This window comes from Paraburkholderia sp. J8-2, from assembly GCF_905220195.1.
In the GTDB taxonomy this organism is placed as follows: domain Bacteria; phylum Pseudomonadota; class Gammaproteobacteria; order Burkholderiales; family Burkholderiaceae; genus Paraburkholderia.
On sequence record NZ_CAJMZA010000006.1, the window covers coordinates 246,520 to 268,003 of the forward strand.

22 protein-coding genes are annotated in these 21,484 nt (G+C 60.7%); 17 read left to right on the top strand and 5 right to left on the bottom strand.

All coding sequences use genetic code 11. The features are described 5' to 3' along the window. Positions 1–9: 9 nt before the first annotated feature. The 17 genes from U5A52_RS16590 (at position 10) to U5A52_RS16670 (ending at position 17,506) form a co-directional block, all read left to right on the top strand. Positions 10–2,208, top strand: coding sequence for a TerB N-terminal domain-containing protein (locus U5A52_RS16590; RefSeq protein WP_321935436.1), 2,199 nt, complete (start codon positions 10–12; stop codon positions 2,206–2,208). 29 nt (positions 2,209–2,237) lie between these two features. Continuing rightward, positions 2,238–2,468 carry a DNA translocase FtsK gene (locus U5A52_RS16595; protein WP_321935437.1) on the top strand — a complete coding sequence of 77 codons (231 nt, stop codon included), beginning with the start codon at positions 2,238–2,240 and terminating at the stop codon, positions 2,466–2,468. Positions 2,469–2,541: 73 nt separating this feature from the next. Continuing rightward, positions 2,542–2,844, top strand: coding sequence for a hypothetical protein (locus U5A52_RS16600; RefSeq protein ID WP_321935438.1), 303 nt, complete (start codon positions 2,542–2,544; stop codon positions 2,842–2,844). A gap of 318 nt (positions 2,845–3,162) precedes the next feature. Continuing rightward, positions 3,163–3,381, top strand: coding sequence for a hypothetical protein (locus U5A52_RS16605; RefSeq protein WP_321935439.1), 219 nt, complete (start codon positions 3,163–3,165; stop codon positions 3,379–3,381). Further along, the gene (locus U5A52_RS16610; protein ID WP_321935440.1) at positions 3,378–4,532 is read left to right on the top strand and encodes a hypothetical protein; all 1,155 of its coding nucleotides are present in this window, start codon (positions 3,378–3,380) and stop codon (positions 4,530–4,532) included. The genes U5A52_RS16605 and U5A52_RS16610 overlap by 4 nt, the downstream gene beginning before the upstream one ends. Next, positions 4,529–5,803 carry a hypothetical protein gene (locus tag U5A52_RS16615; protein WP_321935441.1) on the top strand — a complete coding sequence of 425 codons (1,275 nt, stop codon included), beginning with the start codon at positions 4,529–4,531 and terminating at the stop codon, positions 5,801–5,803. Before U5A52_RS16610 ends, U5A52_RS16615 begins: the two co-directional genes overlap by 4 nt. Positions 5,804–5,897: 94 nt before the next feature. Beyond that, complete coding sequence (locus tag U5A52_RS16620; protein ID WP_321935442.1) at positions 5,898–7,211, top strand: ATP-binding protein; 1,314 nt, start codon at positions 5,898–5,900, stop codon at positions 7,209–7,211. Beyond that, entirely contained in the window at positions 7,192–9,444 is a 2,253-nt protein-coding gene (locus U5A52_RS16625) for a DEAD/DEAH box helicase (RefSeq protein WP_321935443.1), read from the top strand. Before U5A52_RS16620 ends, U5A52_RS16625 begins: the two co-directional genes overlap by 20 nt. A 527-nt stretch (positions 9,445–9,971) precedes the next feature. Next, the gene (locus U5A52_RS16630; RefSeq protein WP_321935444.1) at positions 9,972–10,571 is read left to right on the top strand and encodes a hypothetical protein; all 600 of its coding nucleotides are present in this window, start codon (positions 9,972–9,974) and stop codon (positions 10,569–10,571) included. Positions 10,572–10,712: 141 nt separating this feature from the next. Continuing rightward, a complete protein-coding gene (locus U5A52_RS16635) occupies positions 10,713–11,933 on the top strand; it encodes a phosphoadenosine phosphosulfate reductase family protein (protein ID WP_321935445.1) in 1,221 nt (406 codons plus the stop codon). 223 nt (positions 11,934–12,156) lie between these two features. Next, positions 12,157–12,303 carry a hypothetical protein gene (locus U5A52_RS16640; protein ID WP_321935446.1) on the top strand — a complete coding sequence of 49 codons (147 nt, stop codon included), beginning with the start codon at positions 12,157–12,159 and terminating at the stop codon, positions 12,301–12,303. A 406-nt stretch (positions 12,304–12,709) separates the two neighbouring features. Beyond that, a complete protein-coding gene (locus tag U5A52_RS16645) occupies positions 12,710–13,234 on the top strand; it encodes an NADAR family protein (RefSeq protein ID WP_321935447.1) in 525 nt (174 codons plus the stop codon). A 427-nt stretch (positions 13,235–13,661) separates the two neighbouring features. Beyond that, positions 13,662–14,135 carry a hypothetical protein gene (locus U5A52_RS16650; RefSeq protein WP_321935448.1) on the top strand — a complete coding sequence of 158 codons (474 nt, stop codon included), beginning with the start codon at positions 13,662–13,664 and terminating at the stop codon, positions 14,133–14,135. Between the two features lie 95 nt (positions 14,136–14,230). After that, positions 14,231–14,872 carry a hypothetical protein gene (locus U5A52_RS16655; protein WP_321935449.1) on the top strand — a complete coding sequence of 214 codons (642 nt, stop codon included), beginning with the start codon at positions 14,231–14,233 and terminating at the stop codon, positions 14,870–14,872. A 409-nt stretch (positions 14,873–15,281) separates the two neighbouring features. Then, positions 15,282–15,776 (top strand): hypothetical protein, encoded by a 495-nt coding sequence (locus tag U5A52_RS16660; protein WP_321935450.1) that lies wholly within the window; start codon positions 15,282–15,284, stop codon positions 15,774–15,776. 189 nt (positions 15,777–15,965) lie between these two features. Then, the gene (locus tag U5A52_RS16665) at positions 15,966–16,778 is read left to right on the top strand and encodes an NYN domain-containing protein (RefSeq protein ID WP_321935451.1); all 813 of its coding nucleotides are present in this window, start codon (positions 15,966–15,968) and stop codon (positions 16,776–16,778) included. 38 nt (positions 16,779–16,816) lie between these two features. Continuing rightward, positions 16,817–17,506: a hypothetical protein gene (locus tag U5A52_RS16670; RefSeq protein ID WP_321935452.1), complete on the top strand. Its 690-nt coding sequence runs from the start codon at positions 16,817–16,819 to the stop codon at positions 17,504–17,506. A gap of 291 nt (positions 17,507–17,797) precedes the next feature. On the opposite strand, the gene U5A52_RS16675 is transcribed toward U5A52_RS16670, so the two are convergent. From U5A52_RS16675 to U5A52_RS16695, 5 genes are all read right to left on the bottom strand, one after another. Continuing rightward, the gene (locus U5A52_RS16675; protein ID WP_321935453.1) at positions 17,798–18,538 is read right to left on the bottom strand and encodes a DUF4189 domain-containing protein; all 741 of its coding nucleotides are present in this window, start codon (positions 18,536–18,538) and stop codon (positions 17,798–17,800) included. A gap of 219 nt (positions 18,539–18,757) precedes the next feature. After that, complete coding sequence (locus tag U5A52_RS16680) at positions 18,758–20,050, bottom strand: hypothetical protein (RefSeq protein WP_321935454.1); 1,293 nt, start codon at positions 20,048–20,050, stop codon at positions 18,758–18,760. Positions 20,051–20,192: 142 nt separating this feature from the next. Beyond that, positions 20,193–20,609 carry a hypothetical protein gene (locus U5A52_RS16685; protein WP_321935455.1) on the bottom strand — a complete coding sequence of 139 codons (417 nt, stop codon included), beginning with the start codon at positions 20,607–20,609 and terminating at the stop codon, positions 20,193–20,195. 59 nt (positions 20,610–20,668) lie between these two features. Beyond that, positions 20,669–21,100: a hypothetical protein gene (locus tag U5A52_RS16690; protein ID WP_321935456.1), complete on the bottom strand. Its 432-nt coding sequence runs from the start codon at positions 21,098–21,100 to the stop codon at positions 20,669–20,671. Between the two features lie 121 nt (positions 21,101–21,221). Beyond that, entirely contained in the window at positions 21,222–21,479 is a 258-nt protein-coding gene (locus tag U5A52_RS16695; protein ID WP_321935457.1) for a hypothetical protein, read from the bottom strand. Between the last annotated feature and the right edge of the window lie 5 nt (positions 21,480–21,484).

The window sequence follows — 21,484 nt, forward strand, 5'->3', positions numbered from 1 at the left end:
GCGGCTCCCATGTCATTCGATCGCTTCCATACGTTCGATCCCGAACCCGAGGCACGCGAGAGTTACCGCATCCGCCCGGACGAGCCAGCCCAGCGAGCGGACAGGGCAGGGAATCTCACGCACTTTTGGGTGCCGGCGGACATGGAAGTGCGGGTGCACCGCTACAGCCTTTGCGACGGCCTTTTCTATCTTTGCGGTGGCGGGGATGGCTCGCGCCTGCACGGCATAGAACCCAGTCTTGTCGACGAAGACCTGCCGATCGGTGATGACGACGACTATCGAAAAAGTTCGCTGGATTACAACCCCACCTATGCTGGCGCGCGGCCAGACGATCGCGCAGCGTATCTGCACTGGCTAGCGCGCGGACGTAGGGACCCGAAAGCGAACATGGGCTTCCTGTACCTCTTCTACTACGGCCTTGAGCGGCGCGTGGCCATTGAAGCTCGCCGCTGGGACGATGCGAAGACCTCGCTGCCGGCGATCAGGGAGGAGCTCAGTGAACTGGCGCACGTCTACCGGAACGCGCGGTTTGTCAAACGGGCTAAGAGCCTCATCGCGTATTGCCATCTCGTCGAGGGCACACGGCTTTATGCGGGTGCGCCGCCCGAAGCCGGGGCATCTACGGACTTTCCGGACATTCATCGTATCGCATTGTCTCAGGCGTTGCAGGATGGTCAGGTTCCCCCAGCGCGGTGGATGTTGTCGTGGTTCTTGTCGGATCCGAGGCTCGGTGGCCAGGATTTGGTGCGCGGAGCGTATGCGGAGTTCGCGCAGGCCTTCGAGGTACAGGCAAGCGGGCCATTCGCGGTTCGCCTCGGTGCGGTCAAACAGTTCAGCGACGCCCCGTTGTGGCGCTATCAGGGGCTCTCTTCAGCGTTGCTTCGCCTGCAACCACCAAGCGGGTCAGCAAGCGAAGGTGAAGGGGCGCTTTTCACGCTTGTCTCGGAGATGGGGCGCGCGGCGGCGCGGGAGGTGAATACGTACGCTAGGTACGTCGCGAACAACCCGCACGCGAAAACGAAGGACTGGCCGCGGCTGCTCCTGCCATATGCCCTGTGGCCAGAGGGCGTGCGACAGCGAATGGAGGCGCTGATCGCAGCGCTGCCGACGAATCAGGACCTCAGTGATGCGCAGAGTCTTGCCACGTTGCTAGCACCGATAGACGTCAACGCGGCGCTGGAGGCATTGTCTGCCAAGAATTTGTCGGCGCACTTCGCGAACACACTGCAGTTAGGCTTCGAGCCAGATGTGCGCACCGGGTCTCCAGCGCCGAAGGCAGACACCCCCCTCGTGTTCTTCCGTCTCAACGGAGGGACGACGCCTGCCGCGCCTGTCCCGAATGTCGGACAGGTGACACGGGTCGGGTTTATAGCGGATCTGCTGCGCGCCGGGCTCGCGGGAAATGACGACGTGTTTTCGGTAGCTGATTCGGCAATCCTTGATTGGCCCGATCTGGAGCCTGGAAACTACCTCCGCCTCAAGGCGCTCCTGGTTGCGCTGAGCGCGCCCACGCTCGCCCCAGCCAAACCGGCCGGAAGCATGAAGCGACGCCTCGAAAAACTGGGTGATACGGACCGTACCGTGCTGGCCAGGACCTTGGTGGATGTTGCGTACGCGGGTGGTGCGATGCCTTCGCGTGAGGTCATGGCGTTGCTCGAGCACTACTGCGACGCACTCGGCATGCTCAAGCAGGAACTGTTCAAGCTTCTGACGGAGCGGTCGGCGTGCGTTTCGAAGGTGAGTGAATTCGGGACTACTTACGTTGGCATGCCGATTCTGCAGGGTAACACGCAGGTAGCGACGAGCAGCCTTGACATGAGGCGTGTTGCCCAGCTGCGCGAGGAAACGGCTACGGTCGGGCGGGTGCTCGGCGAGATCTTTGAGGGAACCGGAGAGGATGTGCCCGCATCCCGCGAGCACCAGATTCGCGACCTCACGCCTCCCATGACGGGCGACAGTTTCCTCGGCGAGTTGCCTGACTGCCCGCTGCCTCTAGAGGGGGCGTATGCCTCGTTGTGTATGCGTCTGCTTGAGAGGCCCCAATGGACGCGTGCGGAAGTTGCAGAGGCGTGTGCGCAGGTCGGTCTGTTAGTGGATGGTGCGCTCGAGAGGATAAACGAGGCGGCGTTCGACGCGTTCGATGAGCCGCTCATCGAGGGAGAGGACCCGCTCGAAGTAAATCTGGGTCTCGCGCAAGGCCCGGCATAAACCGGGGCATGGATTGAACAGGAATGGTAATGGCGTTGGTGATTGAAGGGCGGGGCAAGGACGATCCGCTTTATGACGAGGCTGTTGGGATTGTGCGTGCAAACCAGAACGCATCGCTCGTTCTGTTGCAGCGGGAGTTACTGATCGGTTATGCCCGCTCCGCCGTCTTGCTGGATGCAATGGTGGGTACGGTCCTCGTCGCAGCCGGGAACGAGGCATCGATCCCACGGAACCTGATTCCGTGCGACCCGGCGACTTGATAGAGAAGTGCCGCGTTGCGCGAGCGCGCAGCACGTGGTCAGCGACAGACTTAAAAAAACGTGGAGGTCGGAAATGGAGAAGGTTCAAGCACATGCATCCTGGATCAACAGGAACGATTGGGTCTTGCCGCTGTTTGGCAGCGCCACCTTGATGTTCGCAATGTTAGTGCACTCAACGCTTCTGAACGGGACAGGCATCGTCTTACCCGGATGGCTCCTCATCGCCGGAAACGCGGGCGCCTGTTTCGGCTTGTTCTGGGGCGCGCTGAAGGCTCGCCTCTCGAGCACGGTTTCAGCACAAATTCTTTGTTCTCTCGCCCTGATCGCGGGAATTGTCGTTGCGATCTGGCAGGTCATCGAAATATTGCGCCGCTGACGCGCGGCGCCTTCATGGCGATCACACATTCATGGGTATTCGAAAGATCAAGCGGCGCACCGTGCGTTTGCTCAATCGTATGGAGATCTTCCACACGTACTCGCTCTCTACCGGAGGGTACGCGGGAAAGTGGCGCGTTTGGCGTGAGGCCCGGCTCGCGCGTCGTCGTGAAGGGGGCGCGGACCTTCGATGACCATGCAGCAGCGACCTCCACCCGTAATGCGTTCACATCCTGACGGCCACGCTCCTGGCGCCAGCACAGGCTCAGTACCCGCTCTCATCATCACCCAGCCACACGAGCGGCCGGAGACCATGCGTGTGAGCACCAGCGCCCTCTTGCAACTGCTCTTTGCCTTGACCGGCCCACAGTACCTCATACGGGAATTGCAGGCCACCCGTGGACCGCTCTTCGATAATCCGATCGACAAGCTGATCAACGAGTTCAATGTACAGATCGCGGAACGGCGCGACGGCTCGGCGGTAAACGCAAGGGGCCGGGCTGCGGGTTCTCCGGATGGCGAAGCGAGTGCTGAATGAAAGTCGCGGTCGAGGGCGGCGCGTGTTGTCGCGAAGATGCGGAGATGCTGAAAGGGAAAGAGGAAATGGAGAGCGTAGCGAAGCTGGCCGAAGGGGCGGCGACGACTGCCGCAGGCCTAGCGTTGAACGACCTCGCCGCCAGGTCCGCGCTTTTGCGTATCGTGTTGCGGCGGACCGCGCTCGGGGAGAAATGCGAGCTTCTGGCGAATCTGGTCGGTGCACTTGGCGATGACATGCGACAACTGGCAAAGGAGTGTAGGGCATCGGGCATAGATGCCCGGTCGAGCGCGCTTTGGTCGTTGCTTGAGCACCAGGATCAGTACGAGGCGGTGTTCGAACGCAATCGCCGGGTCGAGGTGCAACAGCTCACACCGATGGTCATCTATCAATGCTTGTCACGTCGAAATCAACTGTTTCACGCCGGATGGACCGTCATCGTTGGGGGCTCGAGGGAAGTCACCGGCGGCTACGGCGAACCCGCGTGGGAGTCTCGAATCTGGTTACAGCCTCCGACGGGCGTTCTTCGAGAATACAGCGGGATTGGTCGGGAAATGGCGCGTGCGCTATACCGCGAGATGAAGGGCTTTAGTTTCCAGGGCGTGGACACCCTGGGGCACGATACTCCGCATCCGGCGGAGCGCATCTCGTTCAACGACATGATCGCCCGCTTCGAGGAAGAGGGAACCCTGCCGCTCATCGCATCTACTGAACACGGACCATCGTGGGATGCCTTCACGAATTTGTCTGTCGAGGATCCGGATGCGTGCCGTGCCCTGTTCGATGAGAAGGGACGCTATCGCGATACCTCAACGGGCTTTTGGGCGTCGTTGGACTGCGAGAGGTATGACGACGCGGCCGGAGAGTGGTATCGCGCCTACGCCATCGCAGATGCCACCGAGGCGTCCTGTATCGGCTGTGGTTGCCGCGATTCCTCTCCGTGTTGGCTCAACGTCGACGGGAAGTGCGATACCTGCCAATGGGTCCGAGTGGACCATGCAGCGGGGCGTGGCGTATGTAGCGAGTGTCGCGAGCTTGAGAGTTCCTGGGATGCGGGCGACCGGGTGCCCCGGATTGCTGCATTCGATGAGCAGGGCCGAATGGTCGAACTGGGTACGAATGAATCAAAAAACAGCGCGAGAGATGACGAATGAAAAAATATATTCAACTGATGAGCCGCCTCTCTATCGGCAGCGTGGCGTTCAGCGTGAGTTACTGGCTGTGCGCGATTCTTGTTGGAATGAGATTCACCGTTCCAGGGCTTTGCCTCGGGCTGGGAGGATTCTGGCTGGGACTCGCGCTCTGTGAACGGTTTGTGCGGCCTCGGCTCTCAGAGATGCGACGACGGTGGCCAGGATTCGCACGGCTGCTGGACGAAGCGAGGGATCTTGGGGGCGGACTGATTCCTCTCGCGTGGCTTATTGCGGCCTGCATCGTCATGGGCCACGAGGCTCCAGCGCTCTCCTCGTTGTCGCCGGAACTGCAAAGGGTGATCGCGGACGTTGAGCGCGTCGGCGATATGGCGTTGCTCTTGTGGATGCTGTATGCGGTCGTGGGTATGTTCGCCCGCGGGGAAGCCGGAGTATGGAGCTTCGCGATTTCGGCCGCCGAAAAGGTCGCAGCGCTCACATTGCTTCCCGTGGCGTTCCGCTTTTTCGGCGGGGACATCGATGCGCTGCTCGCGTGGGTAAGAACCAATCCGGAGGCCGCCATTGAAATGGCTGCGGCGGTTGTGGCCGTCTATCTTGCGTTCCGCGCGACGCCGTCGCGACTGGTTGTGTTCGCGAGAGGGTCCACCTCGCTGGTGGTGAGAGGGTATGCGGCTGCGGGGTCCCGCAGGCCACGCAGCGAGCGCGAGCAGCTCCAGACGGCAGCGCACGAAGCCGGGCACGCGTTGATGCTTGCGGCGTTGGAACCGCGCCCGACGGAGCTCCGTGTGTTTATCCTCAGATCGAGCGGACCCCGTGATCCGATTCTTGGCTCCGTCCAGAGCAATCTGAGCTCTCAGACGGGTACCGAGACTTTTCTGCGGTGGTCGATGTACATGAGCCTCGCTGGCGCAGTGGCAGAGCATTCTGTGACCGGAGTGCGAACGCCGGGTTCAGAAGAGGACATGGCGAAATGGCAGCGCAAGGCGCGGCAATACCTGGCTTCGGGCTTCGGTGACGTTTTCGTGGCGACTCCGGAAAGCGACGCCGACGTGAAATTGAACGGGTTCGCGCTCAATCGTCTGTTGGAGACCCAGCGTTCGGACCTGGCTGCGTTCTTTGAGAAAAACGGCGAACTGCTTCTCGAACTGACGGAAGCAATCAAGAGCCGCAAGGAACTGCACACGGACGATCTGACGCCGTATCTTGACCGTGTTCTTTGGGTCGGGCCGGTCGGCCTCGTCCAGCTAGAAAGTGAAGCGTGCGAGCGCGGTTGAAACACTGGGCAGCGCCTGGCGCCGGCCTATCTGGTCGTCGCCAAAAGAGACACGAACTTCCGGGTAACACTCCCCCCGCTAGAGGTAGGAACATATGCAGGAACGCAAAATCCGTCCCCGCGATCGCGACGCGGTTCTCCAGGCGTTGCGCGCGGGCGTCGTCCCCGGCACCGGACAGTACCTGATCCAGGTTGGCCGCGCGCGTGAGGTGCAGGCGCTTATCGCGGACGCCGAGCGCATTGTCAGGGGCGGTACGGCGTTTCGCGTCGTGGTCGGCGAATACGGATCAGGCAAGACCTTCTTCCTGCGACTCGTGCGTGCGCTCGCCCACGAAATGTCGCTGGTTACGGCCTATGCCGACCTTAACCCCGATCGGCGGATCTACGCGACCGGCGGCCAGGCAAGGTCGCTGTTCGCGGAGCTAATGAAGAACCTCGCCACGCGCAGCAAGCCTGAGGGCGGCGCACTTGCGGCGGTGCTTGAGAGGTTCATAGCATCGGCAATTGAGGATGCACGCAAAAGTGGCGAAGCGCCTGAGACGCTCATCATGCGCAAATGCGCGCACCTGACCGAGATGGTGAACGGCTACGACTTTGCGACGGTGCTCGCCGCCTACTGGCGCGGACACAATGAGGGCAACGAGACGCTCAAACTGGATGCGATCCGTTGGTTTCGAGGTGAGTTCACGACGCGAACGGACGCGCGGCAGGCGCTTGGTGTGCGCACGATCGTCGATGACGCGACGGTCTACGACCAGATCAAGCTTATGGCGGCATTCGTGCGACTTGCCGGCTACGACGGGATGCTGGTCGCTCTGGATGAGGTCGTCAACCTGTATAAGCTCGCCAACCCTGCTGCACGCAACGCCAACTACGAGCAGATCCTGCGCATCCTGAACGATGTGCTTCAGGGTACCGTCGAGGGGCTCGGATTCATCATGGGCTGCACGCCGGACTCGCTCTTCGATACGCGCCGCGGTATTTACAGCTACGCTGCGTTGCAGTCGCGTCTCGCCGAGAATACCTTTGCCAAGGGTGGACTCATCGACTACCAGCACCCGGTTTTGCATCTCTCCGCGCTCACGCGTGAGGACCTCTACATGCTGCTGGAGAACATCCGGAGGGTTTATGCACTGGGGGATCCAAGCAAGTACCTGCTGCCCGACGACGGCATTCAGGCGTTTATGCATCACTGCGAAAAGCGTGTGGGTGAGTCTTACTTTCGCACGCCTCGTACGACTATCACGGCGTTCATCAATCTCCTCTCAGTCCTTGAGCAGTACCCCGAAACCCCGTGGACGGCAATGATCGAGAAGCTCGTAGTCGAGAAGGATGAGGGGGGCGCGGCCGAACTGGAGATCATCGGCGAGACAACGGAGGGCGAAGGCTTTGCGGGATTCCAGCTCTGAATCGACGAGCTTCGACCTGCTTCACCCGATGATTCAGCGCTGGATCTGGGCGGCAGGATGGACCGAGTTGCGGGACGCACAGGAGCGCGCCATCCCGCCAATCATGGCTGCGCAAAACGATGTGATCGTCGCGGCGGCCACTGCGGCTGGTAAAACGGAAGCCGCCTTTCTACCAATTCTGAGTCGTATGCTGGCGTGTGAGGCTCGCGGCGAAGGCGCGGGGCGCATCGCCTTGTGCGTGTCACCCCTGAAGGCCCTCATCAACGATCAGTGGGACCGGCTCTCGCGCCTGTGCGAATCGCTGGATATCCCCGTCATCCCGTGGCATGGGGACGTCGCTGCGCACCGCAAGCAACAGTTTGCTAGAAAGCGGGCGGGGGTCGTACTCATTACGCCGGAGTCGCTCGAGGCAATGCTTTATAACCGGGGCTCGGGTGTGTCGGCGCTCTTCGAGCGGCTCGACTACGTGGGGATCGACGAGCTGCACGCCTTCATAGGAAGTGAGCGCGGCAAGCAGTTGCAAAGCCTCCTCGCACGCCTGGAAACCGCGTTGCGCCGCCGAGTGCCACGTGTGGGGCTCTCCGCGACGCTTGGGGACGTGCGCATTGCGGCGGAGTTCCTGAGGCCGGGTGAGGGCGCAAAGGCAACGATCGTTGAGAGTCGCGACGCCTCGGCCACGCTGAAAATCCTCGTTAAGGGCTACCTCGACGGGCCGCCGAGGCTTTCCGACGAGCAGGTACAGGCCATGGCAGATGCGGGGCGCCAGGTGACGCTCGAGGACATTACGCCCACAGGCATGCTGTCGATCGCGCGCGATCTGTACAGGAACCTCTGCGGCTCAAACCACTTGATCTTCCCGAACAGCCGCCAAAAGGTCGAACAGTACACGACGCTGCTGCGCATGATGTGCGAGCGGGATGGGCGGGCCCCAGAGTTCTGGCCGCACCACGGCAACCTCTCGCGTGATCTGCGCGAGGAGACCGAGCGCGCGCTCAAGCAGACGGAACGACCAGCCAGTGCGGTGGCTACCTCGACGCTCGAGCTCGGGGTCGATCTCGGCCCGGTGGTGTCGGTCGCGCAGATTGGGCCAGCACCTGCAGTGGCGAATCTCCGGCAAAGGCTCGGGCGCACCGGGCGGCGCAAGGGAACCTCATCCATCTTGCGAGGCTACGCATTGGAGCAGGTCCTGGACCCGCGCGCGCCGGTCTCGGAGGGGCTCAGGGAGGCGCTCGTGCAGTTCGTCGCACAGATTGAGCTGTTGCTTCAACGGTGGGTAGAGCCGCCGCGCGCGGGCGGCTTGCATCTCTCGACGCTCATCCAGCAGATTCTTTCGGTCATCGGCCAGTATGGCGGCGTTATGGCCTCGCAGGTGTGGCAGCTACTGTGCGTGAAAGGACCATTCCGCGCGGTGTCGCAGGAGGATTTTGGGGGACTGCTGCGCGTGCTCGGCAAGCACCAAATCCTTGCGCAGGACAGCGGAGGCACGCTGGTTCATGGTCCGAAGGGCGAGGCCATCACCGGCCACTATTCGTTCTACGCCGCGTTCTCCAGCCCCGAGGAATATCGGCTGATGGCGCATCAAAAGGTACTCGGTTCCCTGCCTGTCACCGCGCCGCTCGCGCCGGGGGATTTCCTGCTCTTCGCCGGCCGCCGCTGGAAGATCGAGGAGGTCGACGCAAATCAGCGTATCGTGCATGTGCTGGCGGGCGCAGGCGGGAAAGCTCCGTCGTTTGGGGGTAGCCCGGGACTCGTGCATACACGCGTGCGCCAGGAAATGTATAAGGTACTCTCGGGTGCAGAGCCGCTTGCATACCTCGACGACGCGGCGAACAAACTGCTCATGGACGCCCGCCGCATCTTCCGACGCCTGGAACTGGGCCGAACGCGATATGTCGACGATGCGGGCACCCTTCGCGTCTTCATCTGGCAGGGCGATGAGGTGCAGAACACGATCGCGCTGTTGCTACGCTTCTTCGACGTCGCCGTGGTGAACGAAGGAATCTGCCTGTCGTTTGAGGATTGCACGCCACAGACGCTGCTCGGGACGATCAGGGACATCCTCTCTCGCGCGCCCCTGCCGCCTGAGGTTCTGCTTGCCGGCGCCCAGAATCTTGCGGTCGAGAAGTGGGATGCGCTATTGCCGTCACCACTCCTGCAGAGGAACTATGCCTCGCTCTTTCTGGACATCGAAGGCGCGTACGCGTTCATGCGGGAGACCTTGGCGCAGCCATAGTGGGCGCGCCGGGCCACGCGTGGCGAAGGTGCTGGGTGGCCGAAGAGGAGATTCGCGGCGCTACGTTTGGTCGGATCTCACAGTGCGCGAGAAGGGCGGAGTCCCGGCCCGCCTCGAGAGGCGCGCCCGGGTCCCACTATCGAAGACCGAACTTGCGCAGCCGACACAGCGCCCGGATTGTGATATTCTGCGTCGAGCCGTTAGATCGGCATGAGCTTCAAAGTCCTCGCACGCATCTCACTCCTGCAATTTCTGCCGTGCTTCGCGGTGCCATTTCAGGCGCGCCTTGCCGGGTTTAAGCCCTCATGCGGCCGCCCTCGCCCCCGCACCGCCGCAATCCATCGCAAGCAACTCTCCGCTGACGCCACGCCGCGCGCCCCTTCGCCGTTCCGATTGCTAATCCGAAGAAATACGCTATACGACTGGCGCACTGCGCAATTCCCGGAAGCTCCCGTTTCCGCGAATTTGGATTCCCTTAGCCATTCATGGCAAACAGGGTTCAACATTAAACGCAAGAGGCGGTAAAAATGCTCAAGAAATTCTTCAATAGCAAGTCCACGACGCGGTTCGTGGCAATGGTGGCGTGGCTTCTGAACGCGCTGGCTCGTGTTCCGACGACGCTGATGGCAATGGCGAAGAATACCTCCGCCGAGGTCAGGTTTGTCGTAGTCACGGTCGTACCCACGGTGGTCAGTTATATGGTCCTCCTCCGGAGTGGTCACGCGTTCGCGCCTGGTCCCTTCGAGGAGGCTGGTGGCTTCTGGGCAACGCTCAATGCGCTGGCCGGAACCAACTCCACGTACGCCACGATTGCAGTGGCTGCGCTCGTTCTCGTGCGCAGGTTGCGCGAGATGGTGCGGGACGTACTCGTCGACCACTACAAGGAGATTTTCGTTCTCGAAATCCTTGTTGAGGCGATTACGGGCCGGCTCGGAACGGCACTGCACGAGGCGATGTCCTTCGTGAACGAGAAAATCGCTCTGCTGCATAGCCTTGGCGCGCAGACGCACGACGCACTGCTCTTCATGTCGTGGGCTTCCGCCAGTGCAGTAGGCTGGTATTTCGCAACGCGGTTGTATTTCCCGGAACGGTTTGAGGCCGTGAAGGAGCAACCCGCCGCGGCCTGAGCGCGCGGTATCAAGTGCAATCGAGCCCGCCGTCCCTTAGGGGACGTGCGGGCTCCATCTCGCCACGCTTCGCTGGATGCCGTCCAGCCGAGCGAAAGCTCACTCCTTTTTCTATGTCCTTCTGGACAAACAGGAGTAGCCATGAACGGGAACGTCTTGACTCAAAGCCGCGACGCGGTCGAAGTAATTCGCTTTGCCACACCGAAATTTCTTGAAGGCGCGCCACCGGGAAAGGCAAATGAGGTCGCGCGCTCACCGGAAATCGACGCCTTGCTGGATCGCTCCGTGCCGGTTTCGATCGGAATATCGGGTGGTAAGGACTCCGATGCATGTGCGATCGCAGTGGCCCGGCACCTGGATCAAATCGGTCACACCGGCCCACGCCTTCTTGTGCATTCGGACCTCGGCCGCATCGAGTGGAAAGACAGCTTGCCGAGTTGCGAGCGTCTCGCCCAACGTCTCGGGTGGGAACTGCTCGTGGTGCGACGTCAGGCAGGCGACATGCTGGATCGCTGGGAGGGACGCTGGAAGAACAATGTCGCTCGATACGAGGATCTCTCCTGTGTCAGATTGATTCTTCCGTGGAGCACGCCATCGATGCGCTTCTGTACCAGCGAATTGAAGTCAAAAATCATATCCAGTGCGTTACGCAAGCGCTTCCCGACAGGGGAGATTCTTAACGTGACGGGCATCCGACGGCAAGAAAGCAAACAGCGCAGCAAGATGCCGATCTGGGCGCCGAACTCCGACCTGACCCGTAAGGGCGGGGTCGGAATCACGTGGAACGCGATTATTGACTGGCCGGTTCAGGACGTTGCGTATGCGATCGAGGATGCTGGGCTCAGGCTGCACGAGGCCTACACGAGGTACGGTATGTCCCGCGTGAGTTGCTGCTTCTGCATCATGTCGTCGGAGGCGGATCTCATCGCCTCGGCGCTGTGCGAGGACAACCACGAACCGTATATCCGCATGGTCGAACTGGAGGCGCGGTCATCCTTCGCTTTTCAGGGGAACAGGTGGCTGGCCGATGTGGCCCCTGGCATATTGCCGCCGTCTCTGCGAAGCAAGGTCGAGGAAGCCAAAGCGATCGCCGTGCAACGCCAGGTCATCGAGGCAGAGATTCCAAAGCATTTGCTCTATGAGTCTGGGTGGCCGACGTGTCTTCCCACGCGGGAGGAGGCCGAGTTGCTTGCTCGTGTGCGTCGGCAGGTCTCCGCGCTTCTCGGGCTCGCGGCCCAGTGCGTAGACGCCGAGAGCGTGCTTGATCGGTATGCCGCCCTGCTTGATCTGAAAAAGGCCAAGGGTAGGGAGAGTGTTGTGGAACAGTCGTACCCGCAACAGTCCGAACTTTGCTTTGGCTGAAGTGACTTCTCCAGGTGGGCTTTGCCCGCCTGGAGAACACTGCGAAGGCAGTGCAACCGAAACCCGCAAGCTCCCCGCTTGCGGGTTCCTGAACATTGTCGACTACTTTCAAACGGCCGCTCGTTGGCATGACTTGTTGAGATTCGATCAAGAGAGACCTTTAACCCAGCACGGGACGCGATCCCCGATGGGGACGCTTCTTTGCAACCTTGTGGAGAAGCAGATGAAAGACGCTCAACTCAGCAACCCGACCCACACAATCCGCCCGGGCAAGGCTCGCAGCGGCACGGAGCACCGCTATGTGCTGAATGGCGCCACGCTCCTGGATCGTCTCATTGACGGTCGGTGGGTGACGGTCAAGGTCAGCTAGCGCCTTGCCTGATCAAACGCAATACACGTCAGCCGCAACGGGTCCCTTTGGGGCATCCGTTGCGTGCGGACGTCTCCTTACGACAGCCGCGCAAGCTGCGAGGACTCGAAAGCTATTCGGCTTCCGCGTCACTGAGAACAGGCAGCGCCAATTTTTGACGCCATTCGTTGGCACGTCTTGTTGACACTCGATCAACTGGCATTTTCACCCGAGACCGGGACTGCTTCCGTCTAGGGGGCACTTCTCGTCGCTACAGGAGAAAGGAAGTGAACTCAACGATCAAGAAGTTGCATTCCGCGAACGCGCCCGCAGTAGATCCCACCGCCCGACGCACAACAGAAGGCGGCTTGCTGCACGTTCACTTCGCGGTTCGACCGCAGTCGTCGCGAGCAGAAGGGAGCTAGACATGCGCCAGGTGCAAGGTATGACACTCTTCTTCGGTGCAGAGGACGCATTGAGCAACTGGCATCAATGCCAGTTCGCGTTTCGAGGTGTTGAATTCACGTGCGTCGAACAGTTCATGATGTACGCGAAAGCAATGCTGTTCGATGATCGCTCGACTGCCAGCGAAATTCTCGCGGCGCGCGCCCCACGCGAGCAGAAGAGGCTCGGACGCACAGTGATGCATTTTGATGAGTCGCTATGGGTCGCAAAGCGTGAGTCCATCGTCACGGTTGGGTGCCGGGAGAAGTTCCGGCAGAATCCGGGGCTTGCTGCGCAGCTTATAGCGACCGGTAACACGACACTCGTTGAAGCGAGCCCCTATGACAGCATTTGGGGCGTCGGTTTGGCATGGAACGATCCGCGAATTCTCGACCAGCGGTGCTGGCGTGGCACCAACCTGCTTGGGAAGGCGCTGACGAAGGTCAGGCACCTGTTGATCGTGGAGGGTGGGGAACCGGGGGTCCTGCATGGCCCATCCAGGCAATAGCAATTTACCGTATTACCCCTTCACGCCGCTCTCTTCGGAGGCGGCGTTTTTTTTGCTGTCCCGACCGGCGCAGCATCGCTCGCATCGTGAGCAGCGCAGCAGTTGCAGAATCGGCGGGGAAGCCATGAGAAACGCGGTGCGCGGCGCCTCACGGACAAACCCCAGAAGAACACCGGCTCTGCGTACGCGGCGCTTGTGGCGTCTTTCTGGGCGATAGCGTATCGGCGATGGCTCTGAAACATTTTTCCCCGACCGCCCCCTAAAACTTCCCGGCGAAATGCCGTACGGGCTTTTCGAGAGAATTTTGAAGGGTTCGAAGTTCGGTCAAACCGTATCTTCCACCTTGCGTAGGCTGGGCATTTCCCAGCTTGCGGCCGCACAGGCTCAAGTTCCTGTTCGGCCCACACCGTATATGAGAGCGGCGAATATGCAACTTCACGAGATAGGAAATCGGGACCCGCGCTGGAGCGATGAAGATAACGAGCGCATCGAGAGCAAAGTAGACGAAGCGATGGCGATCGTGCCGCGCGTGCGGGCCGTCGACGAGGACGGCGCGCCGATGTCGCCGGAGCAGCGGCGCCTGATTCTGCTTACGACGTTTCGCGAAATCGTTAAGGCGACGAGTCTCGATAACCTGATGTGCGCGCCAGCGGCGATGCTCGAGCAGTTCGCGGTTCTCGCGCTGGCCCGCAACGACAGCGTCATGGGCGAGCTCGTTCAGATTATCCGGGTATTCATGATTGCCTATTCAGACCCGTCCACCAACGAGGAAGCCTGCGGGTTGCTGCGCCAACTGGACGTTCTGGCCCGCAAGGCACTTGCCGCTCAACAACAACCGGAGCGCTTCCGCTGGGCGGCATTGCCAGGATCAGACTACGCGCATTCGCGCATGACTCACTAAGTCTTGAAATGCGCCGTCCAAGACTGGCGTTCGTAAAAGAGGGCTCGAAAGGGCCTGCCCGAGTGTGTTGTTCCCGTAAAGAGGAAATCCCTGAGATGAATCTGAATCCGTCGAAACTGTTTCTCCGTGCCCTTGCGGGCGCGACGTTGCTTACTTCGATGTCGCTTGTCCATGCGGCGGCGCCCGACACCGGCGTCGCTGAGGGCTCCCACGCCCCGGGCCTGCCTCCGGCGCTATCTACCATTCACGGCGCGTACACGTCCGGAACTCCTGTCTCGATTCACATCGTTCTCAACGAGGGCGGTAAGGACGTGCAGGATGTGATGCTCCAGACGCTCGATGGTCTCGACGTAGTTCACGACACGAGCGATCGCATCCCGTACGTCAGTGGCCGCTGTGGGGGGCACTGTCCGCCCCACGGGGAGCTTGATATTGACACAGTCGATGCTGGCGTTGCTCTGCGTGCGACGCCGCGCCTCATGGACAACGGCAAGGTGGCCTTGAGTTACCGCTTCGATAAGGCAGTGCTGAGCGCCATGCGAAAGGCGCCGTCGAGCGCAGGGCCGGTCGATCTTCCGGAAGTCGAGCGGATTTCGGTTGGCGGCTCGGTGGTGGTGAGCCCCGATGTGCCGACAGTGCTGTCAAGCGGCCAGGACAGCCACGGCGCTTGGTTCGTCAAGGCGACTGTGACGGTGAACGACACGCGCGGCGCTTCTGCGGCGGCCACGAAGTCGTAACTGGTTCGAGTGCCGGGAAGCGGCACGTCGCTTTACCGGCGGCGTGCTGCGCGCACACGGCCGCGGACGCTAAAAGCAATACAGGTCAGCACTGACTCTGCGCGTGACTCGCGCATCTCGTGTATCTCGTCGTCTTCCCGCCGGGTCGAGGCATCTTTCCCAAACGCTTACCGCAACGGAACTGTGGAATTCGTGCATCGCGCTCTAGCATGGAAGAAGAGGGGGCACGTATGATGTGGGCTCGTAGTAGTTGCATTCCACGCAAAAGGGACATGTCCACCAACAACTCCACGCACCTCTGCCCAACAAGCGGAGACGAAGTCCATAACCAGGTGCTCCGGGCGCTCGTCCTGGATCGGAATGGGCAATTGCGGTACCGGAGGGCCCCGGCGGACGAGGCACGGCTCTGATGTCAATTCTCCAATCCGTGGCTCTGGCTGGCGGCGGCGCGATGCTCGGCGCCGGGCTTACAGCGTGGCACACTCGCCGCGTCCTCAGAAGGGTCCGCATCAACGACCCTCTTTCGCCGAGCACTGACGACTCCCCTGAAGTCGCAGAGCAGATCTCCCGGCTCCGGCACAGCGTCGAGCAACACGTGCGGATCCATCTTCGTCGGCGTGACCGTGCACCAGGTGCGGCCGGACGGCTAAATCCGCCGCTCATTGGCGTACACGCGCTGCGTTGGCTCTATCTGCAGGACGGCGTGATCTACTTTAGACGCGGCAAGGCCATTGTTCCGTCGGGGCAGGAGGTGGAGCTTGGAGCCGCGGCCTCGATGGTGCTGCGCAATCCAGCCGTTACAAACGCGGATAACCGCGCGCCGGCTGAGGACCCGAGGCACGTACGAGCCGCAGCGGAACTGGCCGCGCAGGTCATCGACGCTGCACGCCGACCGTTGCGTTAGCGCCGAGCTTAGGTGGGTGCGTTCGCAACGATTCCGGAACGACCTGCCAAGCCCTAAACAATTCCCGCTATGAGCCGTATTACCTGCTGGGTGTTCCAGTCGGTGGCACCCGGATGCAAAGAACGGACGCGATCGTTGCTCACTATTTGAAATACGCGAATCCGTTATTCACTGGAGAGAGTCAAGAGAATGGCAAGACGTGCTGGTGTCTACGTTGATGCAAGCAATATCGATTTGAATGGCGGGTATGGCCTGCGGTATGACGTGCTTCGAGATCTCGCGTGCCGCGGCGGCGGGGAGCCACAAAGACTGAACGTGTATCTCGCCTACGACGAACGGCGTGCCGAGAGGGACCCCGAATATGCACAAAAGAGTTCGCGCTTTCACGCGGCGGTCCGGGATCAGGGCTTTCGGGTAACAATAAAGCCGGTCAAACACTACATTGACGGTGAGGGAAACGAGAGATCGAGGTCTAACGCCGACCTCGATATGGCAGTCGATGCTTTGACAGAGTCGGATCGTCTGGACAGTGTGATGCTCGTAACAGGAGATGGCGACTTCAATAAGGTCGTGCGGGCGCTTCAGAGCCGTGGCTGCCGGGTTGAGATTCTCGCCTTCGACAATGTGTCGCGTGAGTTGAAGGACGAAGCGGACGTCTTTATAAACGGATACCTGATTCCCGGGCTCGCAGTTGGCCGCGACGCGGCGGGTTCAAAGAAGGCGTGGGGGGAGTTTGGCAGCCGCGTGCGCGGGATCTGCTACAACATCAGGCCGGACGAGAATTTCGGGTTCTTCTCGTACTGGCAAGCTATGCCCGAAGGCAACATCCTCACTACAACAGGCATGAAACCCGCGTACTTCAAGACCTCCTCGATTCCGGAGAGCGTCGCTTTGTCTCGACTACCCTCGAGACAAATCATCTTTGAGTTTGAACTCGTGGTACCGACGAAACCTGACGCCGCGCCCGAGGCGCGTGAGATCGAGGTCGTGAGCGTGCAATAAGTAGTGTGCCCGAATACGTGCAGCTCTCGAGGCAAGCCGTGACTGATCGCCGTAACCACCGAATCATCGCCGGCGGCACTCAGGACCGCGACGGGCACACGGTGCAGATTGCGAAGGAGCATTTCGAACAACGAGCGCGGAGAATTCCCTTGAACGTCCAGCAACCGTCGAAGTTCATTCAGCAGGTATCTATCCAGCCTCGACTGGCCCCAATAGCGCTTGGCGCGAAGTTGTCGTTCATTCCAGGTCTCGCGGGACAGCCGTGCGCTGCCGCCACAAACAACGCATCGTCCAAAGCCTCTGAGCGTGGCGATTGTGGTGTGGACGCTGATCGGGGGTCTGTTTTGCCGAGTGCGTTGGGCGCTTCAAATGCGGATGAGAGCAGTGATTCGCCCACGTGCGAAGATGCTGTGCCTGCCGCGGCCCGTGAGATGGACCCATGGGATCCAGATCTCCCAGAATATGCGCGGGAGTTTTACGACGAAGAGGCGATCGTCCCGGCGACCGCGCGCCTTGTGATGTTCAGGCTTCCCGGTAACGAACGAGAGTTCGCGGTGCGCGTTGTCGAGCGTATGGCGTGTCGCGCGACGTGGTACGAGATCGAACTGCGTCACGAGCCCGGGCAGTGGAGGAACTGGGGCAATGCGCCGAAAGCGGAACTGGCGTTGCGCACGGTCCGCGAATGCTCGTGGTCGATGGATGACGAGGAAGAACAGTTCGCCCGCTGATACGCATACAGGCTTGCGAATCTGCGCGCCCGACCGCGGCGCATAGGTGTCCCTAGCGATATGGGTCCATCGCGTTGCCAACCGTGGCGTCGCGGGTTTGCCTTCTGTTGGGGGGGCGTGATGTCCTGGCCCGGGATAAAGGCTCTTGCATCGGATCAGGACGCCGGTGGATACGATCAAGGCGCGAGGGCGTGGGACGTATCGTCGGTCTTCCCCACGTAGGCGCTAACGAAGAACGGACCGCGGGGCGCGCTGGCTGCTCCACGCCCCGTCACGGCGAGGTTTGCTCCGTCAATCGGGCTGGACCATCGCAGTCACCTTTTTCATCGATTCGGGTGCTGACGTGGGGGTGCCGACTTCAATGCCGAATTTCGGGTCGATCGTGCAGGATGATTTATCGCCACCGTACTTCTTCGCGCAGCCTGCAATGGCCAACTCAGTTGCCGCTTCCTTCGTAGAGGCGCCCGCGAACGTGCCGGTCCCGTTGGTACCCACCACGCGTACGAAATAGCGGTGCCCCTCGCCGGGCGAGTCGATCACTTTGCAGGACGACGCACTCGTCTTGCTGTTCTTGCGACAGTCGGCAAGGCCGGCAGCATCGGCTTCTTCGGGCGTACTTCCTTGTCCGAAGGCGAAGTACTCGGGAGACTTCGCCATAACTGTCCAGGTCGCCCCTTCGTCCCAGACAGCTGCGACAATCCGGCAATGCGTCGTCAATCGTGAGCACCCAGCAAGAGCAACGCTAGCAGCTGTCATCGGATCGGCTTTGGCGGCACTAGTCCCGGCCGAATCACCTCGAGCAAAAACGATTGCAGTCTTGTCCACGGGCTTGCCAACGAGATGGCACTCGCTTCGGCCAGCATCTGCGCAGAGCTTGAGCGCCTCAAACTGCGCTTCCTTCGGGCTCGCGATGTTGTAAGCGATGTAAGGCTTGTTGATGCTATCGGTCGCGGTCGCTTCCCACGCGTGTGCGTGAACGCCCGCCAACATTGCGGTTGCCGCGAAGAACCCCTTTACAAGATTGGCTTTCAATTTAGAACCTCTTCTAGTTGATTTGCAGGGTGGAAATACGCCGACCTTCCACCACGCTGTGTTAACGGCACAGCGCGTGCCGTCGTTTAGGGTACGGGTGATGCAGAACTATCTGCTCTCGGGCTAAAGGAAGCCAGCTGGCGATCAAACGATGCGGAATCGCGACCAGCTGGGCTCATTTTCTACCCACTACGAGGCAGGTCAAACTTGCGGTTCAGTTCAGTCCGAGTAGATGACCCCGTTGTTGTCGGTAAAGATCACCGCGCGGTTCGCATTCGCCTGGCATCCCCCAGAAATGTATTGAGCGACACCACCGCTCGAGTTCTGGAGCTTGGGCAAGGCGACATTCGTCCAGTTAAGCGAGTCATTGGAGAAGAAAATTCCGTCGCCGATAAAACCCCACAGGAAGAATCGATTGGCACAGGTAAAGCCGAAGTTCTGCGGCTCGAAGGTTGCGAAGCCGCCGCTTGCCCATTGGCTCCCGTCAGCGGATGCGATGATGTTGGTCGTGCTGATCTCCTGATTCGTTGAGGTTTCGATGCTCTGCGCGTTCATGACCAGGGCGGTACTGCTCGCAAGCGGGAGGCCGACGTAGCGCACGTTCCCATTGGCAGTTGTCGGCTGCTTCGACGTCCAGCTCTGCAGATCGTCGGAGTAGTAGAGTGAATCGCCGGTTGTCGCCCAATACGGATGTTTTGCGGCGAAGGGCGCCAGAAAGTTGATGCTCGGCGCTGTCGAGGCTGCCCAGTGGGCGAGGTCGGGTGAACTCATCCTGGCGGTCTGGCTAACCTGCGTTCCGGAGGGATAGTATTGGACCCACCAGTTTCCATACGCATACGAGATCTGCCCGCCCTGGAGACTCGTAATCGGGAGCATGGTGACGGTCCATGACATGTCGTTCGCGTTTGCGTACGCAACAAACGAGGACCACAACGTCTCGCTCGTTACCGTTGACCCAGCGGCATTCACCTCGTCCGGTGCGGTTGCACCATCCAGATAGCTGGTGCCGACGGGAATCGCCTGGCCGTACACTGCGAGCGTTCCCTTGCCGTCACTCGCAATACTTTCTGGGTACATCACAAACCCAGACCCGGCGGCAGCAGGAAGTTGACTCGTGCCGGCCTGCCAGGTCTTGCCATCGACCGAACTGATATACGCGAAGGTACCCGCGAGGGCATTCGCGGTCGCTTTATCGAAGCTCCCGTCAAACCCCGCCATGGCAAACAGGGCGCTGCCAGTCCAGACGATCCTTCTGTCGACATTGACGAAGGGCGTAACCTGCTGCGCGCCCTTGACGTTGACGGCCAGATTGACGGTGCCCTGATTCCAGGTTACCCCAGCTCCCTGGGTGAGTGTGTTCGTCACGGTCGGCACGGTCACGGCCGGTGGAGCAGATGCCGAAGTTGCCGGCGCCGTAGCGCTCGGGGTGGAACTGCCGTTGGCGCTCGAACCTCCACCGCAAGCGGCGAGGGCGAGTGACAAAGCGGCTATGGCAAATGTCTTGTTCTTCATTGTCTTTTCCCATTGTTAAGAGTGTGCGCCCCGGTATGCGGCAGCAGCCTGCGCTATTCAGTCGTGTATTACTGAAAGGCGACGTGGATGTGAGGTACTACGCTCCAACATCGTCCCTCCGTCCCGTCGTGTTCTCCTGGCACTAGAAAAGCTCCGAGGTCTCGACCGTCTCATAGGTCTTGACCTCTCTTGCCCCCAGAAAGAGACAAGCGATACCGGCCTCCACTGCTGCATCGACCATGCGCATGCTGCATAGGCAGAGTAGGTCGATGAGCATCGGGCGCGAGAACGCGCGGTCGCTGGTGAACCACACGGCGAACACCTTTGCGCCGTCTCGAGGGTCCGCGAGTGCCGAGAACGCTTCAGTCCGATAGGCGCGAGAGCCGTCCGGATTGCGTGCTGAAGGTCGGTCCCGATACTCTGTGAGGATCCGTTTGTAGGCAGCTCGATACACGTCGAATGCCTTGTGAAACAGGGCGGGCTCGACGCTTTCGCCGGCTTTCATTCCGGCGAGTTGAAAGAGGAATGCGACATCAACCTTCACAAGTTTTTCTTTCATTACGTAGGAATGCTTATTAACAAGGTGTGGGACGGACACAGGGCATTCTGCACTTTGGGTCACATGTGAAAAAGCCGCACTATCCAGCGCAGCGACAACGCCTCCTTAAACACGCCCGGGCTCGCACTCCAAAGCCCAAAGAGGCAATAGCCAGTGAGGTGCGCGTGACTAAAGACGCATGCGAGGGTGAAGTACTTTCTGGGGCAAGCGATCCGGAACAACGCGCTGATCGCGAAAGCCAGGAGGAGCGCGGCAACAACAGGCACGATCAGTGTGGGCCAGATAGTCCTGTTGAAACGGTTGCCGTCGAGACTGCCGAATCGGGCAAGGCTGAGTCCGATGCTTGCGAAGGCGGCGAGGTACCCGATACCCATCGCTACGATCACGCATCGCTTCGGAAATCTCGCGAAGTGTGTAGACGCGTGTCCAGCGAGGATTTGCATCATGATGAACGGAGGAACCAGGAGAGGTGCGAGTACGAGTATTTCCATATCGGGAACTCCTGCGAGAGTCGAAAGCCGGCCGCGCCATGCTCGTGGGAGGCCATGCACGTCAAAATGTGGGGCGCTCCAGTTCGAAGCGAATTACGCTTCGAACTGGATTCGTGGTGTGTCAAGCACGAGGCGCCGAGCGGCGAAAGCCGGTAGAAGCCCAAATTTGCGCTTCAGCGTCGGTGAGCGCGTCCCGAGCGGGAACCCAACGCAGGCCGGCAGCCGTGGTGAGCGCAACAGAAAGTTGGCCGGCCTCGAATGCGATGCCAACGTAGAGACCGAGCGCCCCGTGGAAAGACCTTGCGGCCCAGAGCACCGTGCGTTTCAGGGGGAGGGTATTGCGGCGGGCCGTGCGACCCTTGGGGGAGATCTGCTTCATCGTTT